General features: G+C 71.6%; 12 protein-coding genes and 2 pseudogenes. 9 read left to right on the forward strand and 5 right to left on the reverse strand.

Features of this window, described 5'->3' with window-relative positions:
* Positions 1-48 precede the first annotated feature (48 nt).
* Positions 49-405, reverse strand: coding sequence for a darcynin family protein (locus U5640_RS04510; RefSeq protein ID WP_340374502.1), 357 nt, complete (start codon positions 403-405; stop codon positions 49-51).
* 312 nt (positions 406-717) lie between these two features.
* On the opposite strand from U5640_RS04510, the pseudogene U5640_RS04515 reads away from it, so the two are divergent.
* From U5640_RS04515 to U5640_RS04525, 3 genes and pseudogenes are all read left to right on the forward strand, one after another.
* A pseudogene (locus tag U5640_RS04515) lies at positions 718-1,696 on the forward strand (transposase).
* Between the two features lie 21 nt (positions 1,697-1,717).
* Positions 1,718-2,236, forward strand: coding sequence for an NUDIX domain-containing protein (locus U5640_RS04520; RefSeq protein WP_340374503.1), 519 nt, complete (start codon positions 1,718-1,720; stop codon positions 2,234-2,236).
* 228 nt (positions 2,237-2,464) lie between these two features.
* Positions 2,465-2,658, forward strand: a pseudogene (locus U5640_RS04525) (IS5/IS1182 family transposase); the annotation flags it as partial.
* A gap of 15 nt (positions 2,659-2,673) precedes the next feature.
* Here the strand turns inward: U5640_RS04525 and U5640_RS04530 are convergent.
* Positions 2,674-4,578 carry an ABC transporter ATP-binding protein gene (locus U5640_RS04530; protein ID WP_340384926.1) on the reverse strand — a complete coding sequence of 635 codons (1,905 nt, stop codon included), beginning with the start codon at positions 4,576-4,578 and terminating at the stop codon, positions 2,674-2,676.
* A gap of 147 nt (positions 4,579-4,725) precedes the next feature.
* Here U5640_RS04530 and U5640_RS04535 point away from each other — a divergent pair, with 147 nt between their 5' ends.
* A complete protein-coding gene (locus U5640_RS04535) occupies positions 4,726-5,685 on the forward strand; it encodes a lysylphosphatidylglycerol synthase transmembrane domain-containing protein (RefSeq protein WP_340374504.1) in 960 nt (319 codons plus the stop codon).
* A gap of 229 nt (positions 5,686-5,914) precedes the next feature.
* A complete protein-coding gene (locus tag U5640_RS04540; RefSeq protein ID WP_340374505.1) occupies positions 5,915-7,015 on the forward strand; it encodes a mechanosensitive ion channel family protein in 1,101 nt (366 codons plus the stop codon).
* Positions 7,016-7,225: 210 nt separating this feature from the next.
* On the opposite strand, the gene U5640_RS04545 is transcribed toward U5640_RS04540, so the two are convergent.
* A complete protein-coding gene (locus U5640_RS04545; protein WP_340374506.1) occupies positions 7,226-8,791 on the reverse strand; it encodes a M1 family metallopeptidase in 1,566 nt (521 codons plus the stop codon).
* A gap of 218 nt (positions 8,792-9,009) precedes the next feature.
* On the opposite strand from U5640_RS04545, the gene U5640_RS04550 reads away from it, so the two are divergent.
* The 4 genes from U5640_RS04550 (at position 9,010) to U5640_RS04565 (ending at position 14,813) form a co-directional block, all read left to right on the forward strand.
* Positions 9,010-11,229 carry an NADP-dependent isocitrate dehydrogenase gene (locus U5640_RS04550; RefSeq protein ID WP_340374507.1) on the forward strand — a complete coding sequence of 740 codons (2,220 nt, stop codon included), beginning with the start codon at positions 9,010-9,012 and terminating at the stop codon, positions 11,227-11,229.
* Positions 11,230-11,413: 184 nt separating this feature from the next.
* On the forward strand, positions 11,414-12,724 hold the full coding sequence (locus tag U5640_RS04555; protein ID WP_340374508.1) for a bifunctional o-acetylhomoserine/o-acetylserine sulfhydrylase: 1,311 nt from the start codon (positions 11,414-11,416) through the stop codon (positions 12,722-12,724).
* Positions 12,725-13,891, forward strand: a complete 1,167-nt coding sequence (locus U5640_RS04560; protein WP_340374509.1) for a homoserine O-acetyltransferase — start codon at positions 12,725-12,727, stop codon at positions 13,889-13,891.
* Between the two features lie 127 nt (positions 13,892-14,018).
* Positions 14,019-14,813, forward strand: a complete 795-nt coding sequence (locus U5640_RS04565; protein WP_340374510.1) for an N-formylglutamate amidohydrolase — start codon at positions 14,019-14,021, stop codon at positions 14,811-14,813.
* A 13-nt stretch (positions 14,814-14,826) separates the two neighbouring features.
* On the opposite strand, the gene U5640_RS04570 is transcribed toward U5640_RS04565, so the two are convergent.
* Together U5640_RS04570 and U5640_RS04575 are read right to left on the reverse strand one after the other, a co-directional pair.
* The gene (locus U5640_RS04570) at positions 14,827-15,348 is read right to left on the reverse strand and encodes a hypothetical protein (protein ID WP_340374511.1); all 522 of its coding nucleotides are present in this window, start codon (positions 15,346-15,348) and stop codon (positions 14,827-14,829) included.
* Positions 15,349-15,353: 5 nt separating this feature from the next.
* Positions 15,354-15,929, reverse strand: a complete 576-nt coding sequence (locus U5640_RS04575; protein WP_340374512.1) for a sigma-70 family RNA polymerase sigma factor — start codon at positions 15,927-15,929, stop codon at positions 15,354-15,356.
* Between the last annotated feature and the right edge of the window lie 50 nt (positions 15,930-15,979).

The raw sequence follows: 15,979 nt of genomic DNA on the forward strand, positions 1-15,979 counted from the left end.
CCTTGACAGAGTCTGGCGGCCAGCCGTCATCACGGCGCCCACGCTGACTCAGTCACGCTGCCCGGTTCGACGCTCGTAGTCGGCGAAGCCGTCCTCGACCGTCGGCAGTACAAGCTCCACCCGGAAGTAGGGCACGCTCCATAGCGGACTGTCGCGAAGCCCCTCGAACAGATCGGACCACGAGGTCAGGTCGTTGGTCGTTGCCACTAGAACATCGGACGGAGCGGCGGCCCAGGCTTCAGCGTCGAACCATCGGACCTGGACAGTGTCATGTTTGTCCAGCAGCGGTTGCACATGATCGACGATGATCTGCTGACGCTCGGGGCGCCCCAGCGCGAGCCACGAGGGCAATGCCGTGAGGTGCACGAATATGGTGAACCGCGGCTTTGGTTGGATGGCAGTCATAGCCCCATTGTGGATCAGCCAACGTCGGCGAACACCCCCTCAGCGAATCGCCGCCAGGGCATCAACACGGCGTCGAAGGGGAACCCTCCGTCCACAGCGGTGTCAGTTCTCATCGATCATTCACGGCTCTGCGATCGACAAGTGCTGCCCAAACTCGTCGAGATGTGGTGTCGGTTCTCAGGTCTGGCGAGCAATGCTCGAAACCTGTGGATCGGCCTCGGGTTGGCACGCGAAGGGCGTACCTTCCCGAGTGATCGATTGATGGTCATCGAGTAGGCCGGTGTTCGCAGCGTCGGCCGGGAAGGCACGCCCGTGCTCGGCGTCGTCAACGAAGACGGCTCCACGCCGAACGGTTCCCTGGTTGACGAGATCGTCCGCGAGGGCGCACGGCGGATGCCGGCCACCGCGCTGGAAGCCGAAGTCAACACCTGCATAGCCGAGTTGGCCGACCAGCACGACGACAATGGCCGACGCCTGGTGGTCCGCAACGGCTACCACCAGCCACGTAAGGTCACCGCCGCTGCCGGGACGATCGAGGTCAAAGCCCCGCGCGTCAATGACAAGCGAATCGACGAGGCCACGGGTGAGCGCAAGCGGTTCTCCTCGGCGATCCTGCCGCCCTGGACACGGAAGTCTCCGAAGATCAGCGAGGTCCTGCCGCTGCTCTACCTCCACGGCCTGTCCTCCGGCGACTTCGTGCCCGCACTCGAGCAGTTCCTCGGCTCCTCGGCGGGCCTGTCCCCGGCCACTGTCACCCGCCTGACCGCGCAGTGGCAGGCCGACCACACCGCCTTCAACTTGCGCGACCTTTCGGCCAGCGACTACGTCTACGTCTGGGCCGACGGCATCCGTCTGAAGATCCGCCCGGAGCAGGCCAAGGCCGCGGTCCTGGTTCCACGCCGAGGACCGCGAGCAAGCGGCCCGGGCCATCACGGCGTTCGCCAAGCAGTACGGTGCGAAGTTCCCCAAGGCCGTCAAGAAGATCGCCGATGACGAGGACGCGCTGCTGGCGTTCTACGACTTCCCCGCCGAGCACTGGATTCACCTGCGCACCACGAACCCGATCGAGTCCACTTTCGCGACCGTCCGCCTGCGGACCAGGGTCACCGAAGGCGCCGGCTCACGCGCGGCAGCCCTCGTGATGGTGTTCAATCTCGTCGAGTCCGCCCAGACCCGCTGGCGGGCCGTGAATGCACCCCGCCTCGTCGCCCTGGTCCGTGCCGGAGCCCGCTTCGAACGAGGCCACCTCGTCGAACGCCCCGACGAGGACCTCGTCCCCACAGCCGCTTGAGTCGATCGCTGGAACGGAACCATGAACGACATTGCTGGGAATGGCGCCTACTTCACCGCATCCATCAACGGTCAGGAATGCCGCGTTGCGTGGTATCCACCTTCTGACCCGCCGCCGGGTACGCCACACGGCGCGGAGGCGGTGTGCGTCGCCGACGATCGGATCGTCGTGGTCAGCCCGGATGGACAGCAGTGGGGCCTGCCCGGCGGTCGCCCCGAGCGGCATGAGCAGTGGGTCGACACGATGCGCCGCGAGGTCGGTGAGGAAGCCTGCGCCGAGGTGACGGACTGCCGACTCCTCGGGTTCAGCCGGGGCGTCTGTGTGCGAGGCCCAGAGGAAGGGCTGGTGCTGGTCCGGTCGATGTGGCGAGCAGAGGTACGTCTGGCTCCGTGGGACCCACGATTCGAGATGGCCCACCGCCGCCTTCTGCCGGCGGAGGAGGCGTTCCAGTCCCTGGCCATCCCCGACGGCCTCGGCCCCTTCTATCGCCGACTGTTCGCCGAAGCTGCAATCTCCCGCCCCAGCATCCACGACCTCTGACCACCAGATCACTCATGCGACGAACGCACCGAAAGATCTTGATCCACAGATCGTGACTGTTCCTCCGTTCTGGCACGAGTTCCGTGAAGCGGTCACGATTAGTGATCAGCGGATGTTTCGAGTGCTTGGAGGATCTGTCGCACTTCCTGGCGCCACCGATCGGCTTCGGCGCTGTCCACCCAGCCGGTGCCGTCGGTCATCCCGCAGCCGTCCGACCAAAACGGCCATCGCCTGCGGCGAGGCCGCCTCGGTGGCCGTCCACCCGGCTTCGACAGCCAGGCATACAAGCAGCGGAACACCGTCGAGCCGTGCATCAACCGCCTCAAGCAGTGGCGCGACCCGGCCACACGAACCGACAAGCTCGCGATCGCCCACCAGGCTGCCCTCCACTCGCGGGCATCCTCATCTGGACCCGACCCTGACCGAAGAGACAGAACCTAGGCGACCGGCTCCGGATCCGGCTCCGGCTCGGATTCCTGCCCGGGCACCGGCTCCTCGAACTGGGTGCGGTAGAGCTCCGCGTAGCGTCCGTCCGCCGCGAGGAGCGCCTCGTGGGTGCCGCGTTCCACGATCTGTCCGGCCTCCACGACCAGGATGAGGTCGGCGGCGCGCACGGTGGACAGGCGGTGGGCGATGACGACGGCGGTGCGGCCGGCCAGCGCCTCCGTGAGGGCCTCCTGGACGGCCGCCTCCGAGGTGTTGTCGAGGTGGGCGGTGGCCTCGTCGAGGACGACGACCTGCTGGCGGGCGAGGAGCAGCCGGGCGATGGTCATGCGCTGGCGTTCGCCGCCGGAGAGCCGGTAGCCGCGTTCGCCGACGACGGTGTCGAGGCCGTCGGGCAGGGAGCGGACGAGGCCGTCGAGGCGGGCGCGCAGCAGCGCGTCCCACAACTCCTCCTCCGTGGCCTCGGGCCGGGCGAGGAGCAGGTTGGCGCGGACCGTGTCGTGGAAGAGGTGGCCGTCCTGGGTGACCATGCCCAGGGTGGCCCGCAGCGAGCCGGCGCTCAGGTCGCGGACGTCGACCCCGCCGATGCGGACGGCGCCGCCGTCGATGTCGTACAGGCGCGGCAGGAGCTGGGCGATGGTCGACTTCCCGGCGCCGGAGGAGCCGACGAGCGCGACGGTCTGGCCGGGTTCGGCGCGGAAGGTCACGCCGTGCAGGACCTCCTCGCCGCCGCGGGTGTCGAGGGTGGCGACCTCCTCCAGGGAGGCGAGGGAGACCTTGTCGGCCGACGGGTAGCCGAAGCGGACGTCGTCGAACTCGACGGACACCGGGCCCTCGGGGACCGCGCGGGCGTCGGGCTTCTCCTCGATGAGCGGCTTCAGGTCGAGCACCTCGAAGACCCGCTCGAAGCTGACCAGGGCGCTCATCACCTCCACGCGCGCCCCGGCGAGCGCCGTGAGCGGCGCGTACAGACGGGTCAGCAGGAGGGCCAGGGCGACCACGGCGCCCGGTTCGAGGGTGCCGTTCAGGGCGAGCCGGCCGCCGAGGCCGTAGACGAGGGCGAGGGCCAGGGCGGAGACGAGGGTGAGGGAGGTGAGGAAGACCGACTGGGCGGTGGCGGTGCGGACGCCGATGTCGCGGACGCGGGCGGCGCGGGCGGCGAACTCGGCCGACTCCTCCTCGGGGCGGCCGAACAGTTTGACGAGGGTGGCGCCGGGCGCGGAGAACCGCTCGGTCATGCGGGTGCCCATCGCGGCGTTGAGGGCGGCGGCCTCGCGCTGCATGCCGGCCATCCGGCGGCCCATCCGGCGCGCCGGGATCACGAAGACCGGCAGCAGGACCAGTGCCAGCAGGGTGACCTGCCAGGACAGGGTGAGCATGACGGCGAGCGTGAGCACCAGGGTGACCAGGTTGGACACCACGCCGGAGAGGGTGTTGCTGAACGCGCGCTGGGCGCCGATCACATCGTTGTTGAGTCGGGAGACGAGCGCTCCCGTACGAGTACGTGTGAAGAACGCGACCGGCATTTTCTGCACATGATCGAACACGGTCGTGCGCAGATCGAGAATGAGTCCCTCCCCGAGCGTCGCCGACAGCCTCCTGCCGAGGATGCCGAGCGCCGCCTCCAGGACCGCGATGAGCGCGATGAGCAGCGCCAGCCGCACCACCCGGTCGGGGTCGCCGTGCGACACGATCGCGTCGACGACCCGGCCGGCCAGTACGGGAGTGGCGACCGCGAGCAGCGCGGTCACCACCCCGAGCACCACGAACAGCGTCATACGGCGGCGGTGCGGCCGCGCGAACGCGCCGATGCGGCGCAGTGTGGCGGGGTCGAAGGGGCGGCGTTCCTGCTGGGAGTTCATGACGCTGTACAGCTGCGTCATGGCTACGACGTCCATGCTCATGGGAGGCACCGTAGAACCTCGAGCTCTGTTGAGGTCAACCCGTATGCGAAGGCACCCCCGAAGGACCCGATGACCGTACGTAATGCGCCGTCCCCGCTTCCGCAACCCGCCGTTGGGACCGCGCGGAAAACCTCTCTCCCTGTGACAGCGGTTCCGCTCCCCTCGCCCCGTCGGCGCCTCCCCCTGCGCCGGATCCTGTGTCTGCTCCCGCTCCTGCTGGTCACCGTGGTCGCGGTGCGCCACCGCTCGGTGCTCGCCGAGGGCTTCGGCCATCTGCGGACCGCGGAATGGCCCTGGCTGCTGGCCGCGGCCGGGGCCACCTGTCTGACCTGGGTCGCCGCCGCCGTGACCCGGCAGGGGGCGGTGGTGCAGCCACTGCCCCGGCTGCGGCTGCTCGCCACGCAGTTCGCGGCCGGCGCCGCCAATCATCTGCTGCCGACGGGGCTGGGCGCGAGCGCGGTCAACCTGCGGTTCATGACGGTGTGCGGGGTGCCGCTGGCCCGTTCCTCGGCCGCCCTCGCGCTGTATCTGCTGGCGGAGGGCGTGGCCCGGGTGGGGCTGCTGGCCACGCTGCTGCTGCTCTTCCCCGACGCGCTGCGGCTCGGTTCGCTGCTGCCGCACGGGGCGGTCGGGCCGCTGCTGGGCGCGCTGGGGGCGGTCGTGCTGCTGGCGGTGGCCGCGCTGGCTCTCGTACGGCGGCTGCGGACGGCCGTGTTCTCGTTCCTGCGCACCGCGCTCGGCGAGGCCCGTTCGGTGCACACCTGCCCGGCGAGGGCGGCGGCGCTGTGGGGCGGCTCGCTGGCGTTCCCGGTGCTCCAGGCGGCCGGACTGGCGGCGGTGGGGCAGGCGTTGGGCCTGCCGGTCCCGCCCGCCCACATGGCGGTGGCCTACCTGGCGGCTACCGTGGCGGTGGCCCTGGTCCCGACCCCGGGCGGCATCGGCTCGGTGGAGGCGGCCCTGATCGTGGCCCTGGTCGCGGCGGGCGGCCCCCTGGCCCTGGCCACCGCGGTCGTCCTCACCTACCGCGTCATCACCGTGTGGCTCCCCCTGGTGCCGGGGGCGGTGACGCTGGGGGCGCTGGTGCGCTGGAAGGTGATCTGACAGCGCCCCGTGCGGCGGGCTCGGGCCGGTGCCCGGAAGTCGCCGCCCGGTCGTCCCTGGCGCGCGAAGTGCCGTGCCCCATACGGCAGGATGGACGACCGTGCCCGTTCGCGGACGGGCGCGACCGCACATCCCGTGAGCAAGCAGGTGACTTCGTGACGAGACTTCACATCCGGCCGTCGGCGGGCGTATGCGCCCTCCCCGCGGAGCGAACCGCCGGAGGTGACCGGTGAACCGCGCGCTGACGCTGGACGACCTCGTCCTCGCCGGGATCGCCCTGGCCACCGGGTTCCTCGTGGCCTTCCTGTCGCGCACGCTGCTGCGCTGGCTGGGCAAGCACGCCAAGCGCACCCGGTGGAGCGGCGACGACGTCATCGTGGACGCGCTGCGCACGGTGGTGCCGTGGGCGGCGATCGCGGGCGGCGCGGCGGCCGCGGCGGCGGTGCTGCCGTTGACGAAGGCGGTCCAGCACACCGTGAACCAGTGCCTGACGGTGCTGCTGATCTTCGTGGTGACGGTGTCGGCGGCCCGGGTGATCGCCGGTCTGGTGCAGGCGGTGACCCAGTCCCGGTCCGGAGTGGCCGGTTCCGCCACGATCTTCGTGAACATCACCCGCGTGCTCGTGCTGGCCATCGGCTTCCTGGTGATGCTCCAGTCGCTCGGCATCTCCATCGCGCCGATGCTCACCGCGCTGGGCGTCGGCGGTCTGGCCGTGGCCCTGGCCCTCCAGGACACCCTCGCCAACCTGTTCGCGGGCATCCACATCCTCGCCTCGAAGACCGTGCAGCCCGGTGACTACATCAAGCTGAGCAGCGGCGAGGAGGGATACGTGGAGGACATCAACTGGCGTCAGACCACGGTCCGGGCGCTGTCCAACAACCTGATCGTGATCCCCAACGGGCAGCTCGCCAAGGCCAACATGACCAACTTCATGCGGCCCGAGCAGCAGTTGACGGTCCTGGTGCAGGTGGGCGTGGCCTACGACAGCGATCTGGAGCACGTGGAACGGGTGACCATGGAGGTGGTCGCCGAGGTGATGACGGAGATCGCCGGTGCGGTTCCGGACCATGAACCGGCCGTGCGCTTCCACACCTTCGGCGACTCCCGGATCGGCTTCACGGTGATCCTGGGCGTCGGCGAGTTCAGCGACCAGTACCGGATCAAGCACGAGTTCATCAAGCGGCTGCACCGGCGCTACCGCGACGAGGGCATCCGGGTGCCGGCCCCGGCCCGCAACATCTCGCTCCAGCAGGGCGCGGTCGTCATCCCGCAGCAGCGGACCGGCGCCGTCGAGGCGGACGGCGCATCCCCCGCCCGCCTCGACAACTGAGCCAGGGGGTGTCCCGAAAGTCCCGCACAGCACCCACGGCGCCCGGCACGTTCCCCCGGAGGGGGCACCCCCACTCGCCGCACCGGCCGAAATCCCCAGTACGTCCAGTACGAGGGCTTTCGTCCGGCACTCCCCCAGCCTTCGGCCGGGGGGACCCCCAGAGCACGCACCGGACACCGCGGGCACCGCACAGGACGTTCGCAACACCTGCTAGAGCGTCGCCGAGTTCTCGTGCCGGCGCGCCCCGGACTTCCGGCGCGGGGCGGTGAGGGACGGGGGCACCGGGGTGACCGTCCAGTCCGGGTGGCCGGGCATCCTCGGGGTGCTCGTGCCGTACAGCCAGTCGCGCAGGAATCCGGAGACGTCCTGGCCGGAGACCTTGCAGGCGACGGCGATGTAGTCCTCCGTGGACGCGGAGGAGTTGCGGAAGCGGGCGAGGAACGCCCGCTCCACCGCGTGGAAGGCGCCCTCGCCGATCAGTTGCCGCAGGGCGTACAGGACGAGGACGCCGCCCAGGTAGCGCTGGCTGTCGAAGAGGTTGGCCGCGTTCGGGGCGGCGACGGGGCCCGAGCTGCGCCGCCACTGGTCGCCGCGGGCGTACGTGTCCTTCATCCGGGCCTCGAACGTGGTCAGGCCCAGCGAGTCCGGCCAGCCGCGCTCGTAGCGGTAGAGCAGTCCGTAGAAGTCGGCGTGGCCCTCGTTGAGCCAGAGGTCGGCCCAGGTGGCGGGCGAGACGCTGTTGCCGAAGTAGGAGTGGACCAGCTCGTGCATCATGTGCGAGCCGATCTTCGGCTCCGCCTGGAGCAGGAAGTTCGGCTTGTACAGGGTGAGGGTCTGGGTCTCCAGGCCGGTGAAGTCGAAGGCGGCCGGGTCGTCCGAGTTGCACGGCAGCAGGCCGTACGTCTCGAAGGGGTAGGCGCCGAGGCGCTGTTCGAGCCACTCCACCAGACCCGGGGTCAGGGCGAGCGCGGGCTCCAGGGCCTCGGCCCGGGCGGTGGGGACGACGTCGCGCAGCGGCAGCCCGTGCGGGCCCTGCCGGTTCTTGACGACGTAGTCGCCGACCGTGATCTGCACCAGCTCGGTGGCGATCGGGGAGCGGGAGCGGTAGGTGTACGCGGTCCGGTCGCCGGCCAGGTCCTCGGTGCACACCAGGGTGCCGCTCGCCACGGCCTTCAGCGCGGCGGGGACCGTGATGCGGACGGTGAGGCCGGCCTTGTCGGACGGGTGGTCGTTGCAGGGGAACACGGTGTGCGCCGAGTCGGGCTGCGGGCACAGCGCGAACCCGTCGGGGGTGGGCACCCAGGCGGTGTGCGGGAGGGCGCGGCGCGGGTCGGCCCTGTAGGTCACCCGGACGGTGGCCCGGGCCCGGTCGCCGAGTGCGCGGGCCGGCGTGATCCGCAGCTTCTCGTCCACCTGTTCGAACTCCGCCGTGCGGCCGTCGACGCTCACGGACGCGATGTCCAGGCCGAGGGCGTCCAGGGAGAGGCGGGACAGGCACTGGGTGGTGCGGATCTCCAGCGTCGCCGTGGCGTCGACCAGTGCGGTCGTGGCGTCGTAGGAGAGGTCGAGGTGGTAGGAGGTGACCCGGTAGCCGTCGTTGCCGAGGGCCGGGAAGACCGGGTCACCGAGGGTCTCGGGGGACGGGGCGGGTGCCGTCCCGGCCCCGTCCGTCCCACCGCCCGCGGGTGCCGCCTGGGCCGTGTTGCCCCCGACAACGACGGCCGCGGTGCCGATGAGGGCCGCGGCGGGGCCCGTCACTCTGGTGCGATATCTCATGATCCGCTTTCGCTCGGGCGGCCGGATGGTCGGTCCGGCCGGTGGAGGAGGTCGACTCTCTACCCCCTGGACCACCGGATCCGGCCGATCGGTTGCCCGTACGGCGGACGTCATGGCGGGAAATGTGAGCGGACCCCCGGCGGACCCCTGTCGAGCCCGCCCGCGTCACGAGATATCTTGATGTCGAGCAATGTTGCAGACGTGGAGCGGAGCACCCGGTGACTGACTCGACCATCATCTATACGCACACTGACGAGGCCCCGGCCCTGGCGACGTATTCCTTCCTGCCGGTGGTCCAGGCGTACGCCTCGCAGGCGGGTGTCGCCGTGACCACGCGGGACATCTCGCTGGCCGGGCGCATCATCGCCGTGTTCCCGGAGTACCTCACCGAGGACCAGCGCATCCCGGACGCGCTGAGCGAGCTCGGCGCACTGGCCAAGACGCCCGAGGCCAACATCATCAAGCTGCCGAACGTCTCGGCGTCGATCCCCCAGCTCAAGGCCGCCGTCGCCGAGCTGCAGAGCAAGGGCTACGCGCTGCCGGACTACCCGGACGACCCGAAGACCGACGAGGAGCGGGAGATCCAGGCCCGCTACGACAAGGTCAAGGGCTCCGCGGTGAACCCGGTCCTGCGCGAGGGCAACTCCGACCGCCGCGCCCCCGCGTCGGTCAAGAACTACGCCAAGACCCACCCGCACCGCATGGGCGCCTGGACCTCCGAGTCCAAGACCAACGTGGCGACGATGGGCGAGAACGACTTCCGCTCCACCGAGAAGTCCGTGGTGATCTCCGAGGCCGGTTCGGTCCGGATCGAGCTGGTCGCCGAGGACGGCACCACCACCGTCCTGCGCGAGTCCGTACCGGTCCTCGCGGGCGAGGTCGTCGACGCGTCCGTGCTGCACGTGGCCGCGCTGCGCGAGTTCCTCACCGCGCAGATCGCCCGGGCCAAGGCCGAGAACGTGCTGTTCTCGGTGCACCTGAAGGCCACGATGATGAAGGTCTCCGACCCGATCGTCTTCGGCCACGTGGTGCGCGCCTTCTTCCCGAAGACCTTCGAGCGGTACGGCGCCGTGCTCGCCGCCGCCGGCCTGTCCCCGAACAACGGTCTGGGCGGCATCCTGGGCGGCCTCGCCTCCCTCCCCGAGGGTGACGCGATCAAGGCCTCCTTCGACGCCGAGCTCGCCGAGGGCCCGGCCCTCGCCATGGTCGACTCCGACAAGGGCATCACCAACCTGCACGTGCCGTCCGACGTCATCGTCGACGCCTCGATGCCGGCCATGATCCGCACCTCCGGCCACATGTGGGGCCCGGACGGCCAGGAGGCGGACACCCTCGCGGTGCTGCCGGACTCCTCGTACTCCGGCGTCTACCAGGCCGTGATCGACGACTGCCGCGCGCACGGCGCCTACGACCCGTCGACCATGGGCTCCGTCCCGAACGTCGGTCTGATGGCGCAGAAGGCCGAGGAGTACGGCTCCCACGACAAGACCTTCGAGATCAAGGCCGCGGGCACGGTCCGCCTGGTCGACCAGGCCGGCGACGTCCTGATCGAGCAGCCGGTCGCCGAGGGCGACATCTTCCGCGCCTGCCAGACCAAGGACGCCCCCATCAAGGACTGGGTGAAGCTCGCCGTCACCCGCGCCCGCGCCACCGGCGACCCGGCCGTCTTCTGGCTGGACGAGACCCGCGCGCACGACGCCAACCTGATCGCCAAGGTCAACGCCTACCTGCAGGAGCACGACACCGAGGGCCTGGACATCCGGATCCTCGCCCCGGTCGACGCCACCAAGCTGTCGGTGGAGCGCATCCGCCGCGGCGAGAACACCATCTCGGTGACCGGCAACGTGCTGCGTGACTACCTGACGGACCTCTTCCCCATCCTGGAGCTGGGCACCAGCGCCAAGATGCTGTCGGTCGTCCCGCTGATGGCGGGCGGCGGTCTGTTCGAGACCGGCGCCGGCGGTTCCGCGCCGAAGCACGTCCAGCAGCTGGTCAAGGAGAACTACCTGCGCTGGGACTCCCTCGGTGAGTTCTTCGCGCTCGTGCCGGCCTTCGAGCAGTACGCCACGGCCACCGGCAACGCCCGCGCCCAGGTCCTCGCCGACACCCTCGACCGCGCCACGGCGACCTTCCTCAACGAGGACAAGTCCCCGACCCGTCGCGTCGGCGGCATCGACAACCGCGGCAGCCACTTCTACCTGTCCCTGTACTGGGCGCAGGAGCTGGCGCGCCAGAGCGACGACGCGGAGCTGGCCAAGGCCTTCCAGCCCCTCGCCGAGACGCTCGGCGCGGCCGAGCGGACCATCGTCGAGGAGCTGAACGCCGTCCAGGGCGAGGGCGCCGACATCGGCGGCTACTACCAGCCCGACCCGGCGAAGGCGGCGGCGGTCATGCGTCCGTCGGCCACCTGGAACGAGGCGCTCGCGACGCTGAGCTGACCCGCTCCCGCTCCCCCGCGCCCCGGCCGGCAACTCCCGGCCGGGGCGCGGCTTTTGCAGCGACCGTGCCGACTGTGTCAGTCGGATGTCAGGTTTTTTGCAGATCGGTTCGGACCCGTCCGGCCGTGCTTTCCTCCTCGCACGTCCCCCGCTCTCACCCCGCACGCAGAGCACGAGGAGCACCATGAGCACGCAGCCCGACACCTCGGCATGGTCGTTCGAGACCCGGCAGATCCACGCCGGCGCCGCCCCCGACCCCGTCACCGGCGCCCGCGCCACCCCGATCTACCAGACCACGTCCTTCGTGTTCCGGGACACCCAGCACGCCGCCGACCTGTTCGCCCTCGCCGAGCCGGGCAACATCTACACACGGATCCACAACCCCACCCAGGACGTCCTCGAACAGCGGATCGCGGCGCTGGAGGGCGGCGTGGCCGCCGTCGCGCTGGCGTCCGGGCAGGCGGCGGAGACCCTCGCGATCCTGACGGTGGCGAGCGCGGGCGACCACATCGTGTCCAGCACGTCCCTGTACGGCGGCACGTACAACCTGCTGCGGCACACCCTGCCGAGGTACGGCATCGAGGTGTCGTTCGTGGACGACCCGGACGACGCGGAGGCCTGGCGGGCGGCGATCCGGCCGAACACCAAGGCGCTGTTCGCGGAGTCGCTCGGCAATCCGCGCGGCAACGTCCTCGACATCCGCGCGGTCGCGGACGTGGCGCACGCGGCGGGCGTCCCGCTCATCGTGGACAACACCGTGCCGACGCCGTACCTGGTGCGGCCGATCGAGCACGGCGCGGACGTCGTCGTGCACTCGGCGACCAAGTTCCTCGGCGGACACGGCACCACGATCGCCGGTGTGGTGGTGGACGGCGGCACCTTCGACTTCGGCGCCCACCCGGAGCGCTTCCCCGACTTCAGCGAGCCCGACCCCAGCTACCACGGGCTGCGCTACTGGCCGGCGCTCGGCCCGGGCGCGTACGCGATCAAGCTGCGGGTGCAGCTGCTGCGCGACCTCGGTCCGGCGCTCTCGCCGCACTCGGCGTTCCTGCTGCTGCAGGGCGTGGAGACGCTGAGCCTGCGCATCGAGCGGCACTCGGCGAACGCGCTGGCGCTCGCCCAGTGGCTGGAGCAGCGCGACGATGTCGCCGTCGTCCACTACGCGGGCCTCACGTCCAGCCCGTGGTACGAAGCGGGCCGGAGGTACCTGCCGCAGGGCGCGGGCGCGATCGTCTCCTTCGAGCTGCGGGACGGCATCGAGGCGGGCCGGCGGTTCGTGGACGCGGTGGAGCTGTTCAGCCATCTCGCGAACATCGGCGATGTGCGCAGCCTGATCATCCACCCGGCGTCCACGACCCACAGCCAGCTCGACGAGGAGCAACTGGCGGCGACCGGGACCTCCCCGGGCCTGGTGCGGCTGTCGGTCGGCATCGAGAACCTCGCCGATCTCAAGGCCGACCTGGAGGCCGGTTTCCGCGCGGCCAAGGGCGCCTAGGTGACGCTGCCGAAGGAGGTCTCCCTGCCGCCGGCCACCGGGGCCTGGCGGGAGGGGGACCCGCCGGGGCGGCGGCGCTGGTACCGGGCCGAGCGGCCCCTCGCCCTGGAGGCGGGCGGTGAACTGCCGGGCGTCCGGCTGGCGTTCGAGACCTGGGGCCGCCTCGCCCCCGACGCCTCCAACGCCGTCCTGGTCCTGCACGCGCTCACCGGGGACAGCCATGTCGCCGGGGCGGCCGGACCGGGGCATCCGACGGCCGGCTGGTGGGACGCCCTGGTCGGTCCGGGGCGGCCGCTGGACACCGACCGGTGGTTCGTGGTCGCGCCCAATGTGCTCGGCGGCTGTCAGGGCAGTACGGGCCCGGCCTCGGCCCGGCCCGACGGGCGCCGCAGCTGGGGCGGGGCCTTCCCCTTCCTGACCCAGCGCGACCAGGTCGCCGCCGAGGCGCACCTCGCGGACGCCCTCGGGGTGGCACGCTGGGCGCTGGTCGTCGGCGGCTCGATGGGCGGGATGCGGGCGGTGGAGTGGGCCGTGTCCCGCCCGGAACGCGTCGGCGCCCTGCTGCTGCTCGCGACCACGGCGGCGGCGAGCGCGGAGCAGATCGCCTGGGCGCAGATCCAGACCGGGGCCGTGCGCGCCGACCCGCACTGGCAGGGCGGCGACTACCACGACACCGGCCGCGGCCCCCACGCCGGGCTCGGTCTCGCCCGCCGGCTCGCCCATGTCACCTACCGCAGCGAGCCGGAGCTGCGGACCCGCTTCGGCCGTGCGCCCCAGGGGAGCGAGGACCCCTTGCGGGGCGGGCGCTACCAGGTGGGCTCCTATCTCGACCACCACGCGGCCAAGCTGGTACGGCGGTTCGACGCGGCCAGCTATGTGGTGCTGTCCGAGGCGATGAACGCGCACGACGTCGGCCGGGGCCGGGGCGGTGCGCGGGCGGCCCTGCGCCGGGTGGGCGCGCCCACCCTGGTGGCCGGGGTGGACTCCGACCGGCTCTATCCGCTCGCCCAGCAGGCCGAGCTGGCGACCCTGATCCCGTCCGCCGACCGGCTCCGGGTGATCGGCTCGCCGTACGGCCACGACGGCTTCCTGCTCGAGACGGACCAGGTCGCCGCGCTCGTGCGGCAGATCCTCGGTCCGGCGGTCACCAGGCCCGGGGGGCGATGAGCCTCCCCACCGCCGTGCCCGTCCCCGCCCTCGCGTCCCGTCGTGTTGTGATGGCCTCTGCGCGGGCCTCGGCGCCCGTGCCACCGATCATGCACCACGCCTCCGACAACGCCCCGGGAGCCGCCCGATGACCCCTGCCGCCCCCTCCTTCGCCCTCCTCCCCGGAGCGGCCGCCTCGCCGGTGATCCTGCACGTGCCGCACGCGGCGCGGGAGATACCGGCCGGGGTGCGGGCGGCCCTCGTGCTGGACGACGCGGCGCTGGAGCGGGAGCTGGACCACATCACCGACGCGCACACCGACGCGATCGCCGAGGAGGCGGCCCGGCTGGCGGAGGTGACGCCCTGGCGGTTCGTCAACCGGCTGTCGCGGCTGGTCGTCGATCCGGAGCGGTTCCCCGACGAGCGCGAGGAGATGCGCGCCGTGGGGATGGGCGCCGTGTACACGCGGACCACGCACGGGGAGGTGCTGCGGGGCGAGGGCCACGACCCCGGGCCGCTGGTCGAGCGCTACTTCCGGCCGTACGCCGACGCCATGACCGAGGCGGTGCGGGAGCGGCTCGCGGCGGTCGGGCGGGCGGTCGTCGTCGACGTGCACTCGTATCCGACCGAGCGGCTGCCCTACGAGCTGCACGGCGCGGGGCCGCGTCCACCGGTCTGTCTGGGCACCGACGCCTTCCACACCCCGCCGGAACTGCTCGCCGCCGCGCGGGCCGCGTTCGCGGGCATCGGGCGGACCGGGCTGGACAGTCCGTTCGCCGGGACGTACGTCCCCCTGGAGCACTACCGGCGCGAGCCCGCGGTGTCCGCGCTGATGGTCGAGATCCGGCGGGACACCTACATGGGCGAACCGGGCGGGCCGGCCGGGGCGGGACTGCCCCGGCTGGCCGCGGCCCTCGCGGCCCTGGTGGACGCCGTCTCCTGAGGGCCGTCCCCGGTCAGGCCCGCATCCACTCCGTGACGACCACCTCGCCGCCGGTCCGCAGCCGCAGGGCGAACGGGCCGGCGGGCGGGGTGGGGCAGGCGAACCGGCCCATGGCGTCGGCGGTGAGCGCGGCCCCCGCGCGCGGGCCGTGCAGGACCTCGACCGACGCGGACTGCGGCGGCAGCAGCTGCCCCAGCAGGCCGTCCTCGGACACCTCCACGTCGACCGTGAGCCCACCGCTGTGGAAGGTCAGCATGCGCGGTACGTCCCCGGCTCCCCTGACGGGGATCGCGTCGGTCAGCGAGTCGAAGGTCAGCTCGGCGACACGGGCGTCCAGGTCGTGCAGCGCGTAGGCCTCGACGGCGATCCGGCACAGCTCCGCCGGGACCGGATCGAGGATGGCCACGGTCTGACGCAGCTCCTCCTCCAGGCTCCCGAGGTCGAACTCGTCGTCCTCGAAACCCTCCTCGAACCCGTCGTTCAGCCCGTCGTCCACCCTGCCGTCGGCCCGGTCGCCGAACCTGTCGTCGCTCATGCCGTTCACAGTGCTCCCCGTGCGTCGAGTCGGGCCCGCAGACGGCGCAGACATCGCTGGCGCATCGGCCCGATGCTGCCGACGGCGATGCCGAGCGCGCTCGACACCTCCTGGTAGCTGGGCGGCGGCGAGGAGACCAGCACCCGCAGCAGCTGCCGGCAGCGGTCGCCGAGCGCTTCGAGCTCCTGCCACAGGAAGCGGACGCGCTCGCTCTGCGCGGCCGCCTCCTCCGAGTCGAGGACCGACTGCTCGGGCGTCGGTTCGTCGCTGGCGCGGTCCAGCAGCTGGGGATCGTCGGTCGGTGTCAGCCGTCTCGAGCTCTTGAGCACCTTCAGGCACTCGTTGCGCGCGGTGCTCGCGAGCCACGAGCCCGCCTTCTCCGGTTCCCGGATCCGGCCGAGGTGCTGGGCGAAGCGGAACCACACGGTCTGGTAGACCTCGTGCCCGTCGGCCTCGGAGAGCCGGTGGGCGCGCACGACCGACCACACCAGCGGACTCAGCCCTTCCACGAGCGCCTTCCAGGCCGCCGTTTCCCCGTCGACGGCCGACCGGACGAGCGCGCCGACATCTGTACGGTCCACGGCCCCACCCCTCGTGTACGGCCTGTCATCGTACGCCGTGACGGGTGCTC

Origin of the sequence: Streptomyces sp. SS7, from assembly GCF_037993025.1 — a bacterium.
Classification (GTDB): Bacteria; Actinomycetota; Actinomycetes; order Streptomycetales; family Streptomycetaceae; genus Streptomyces.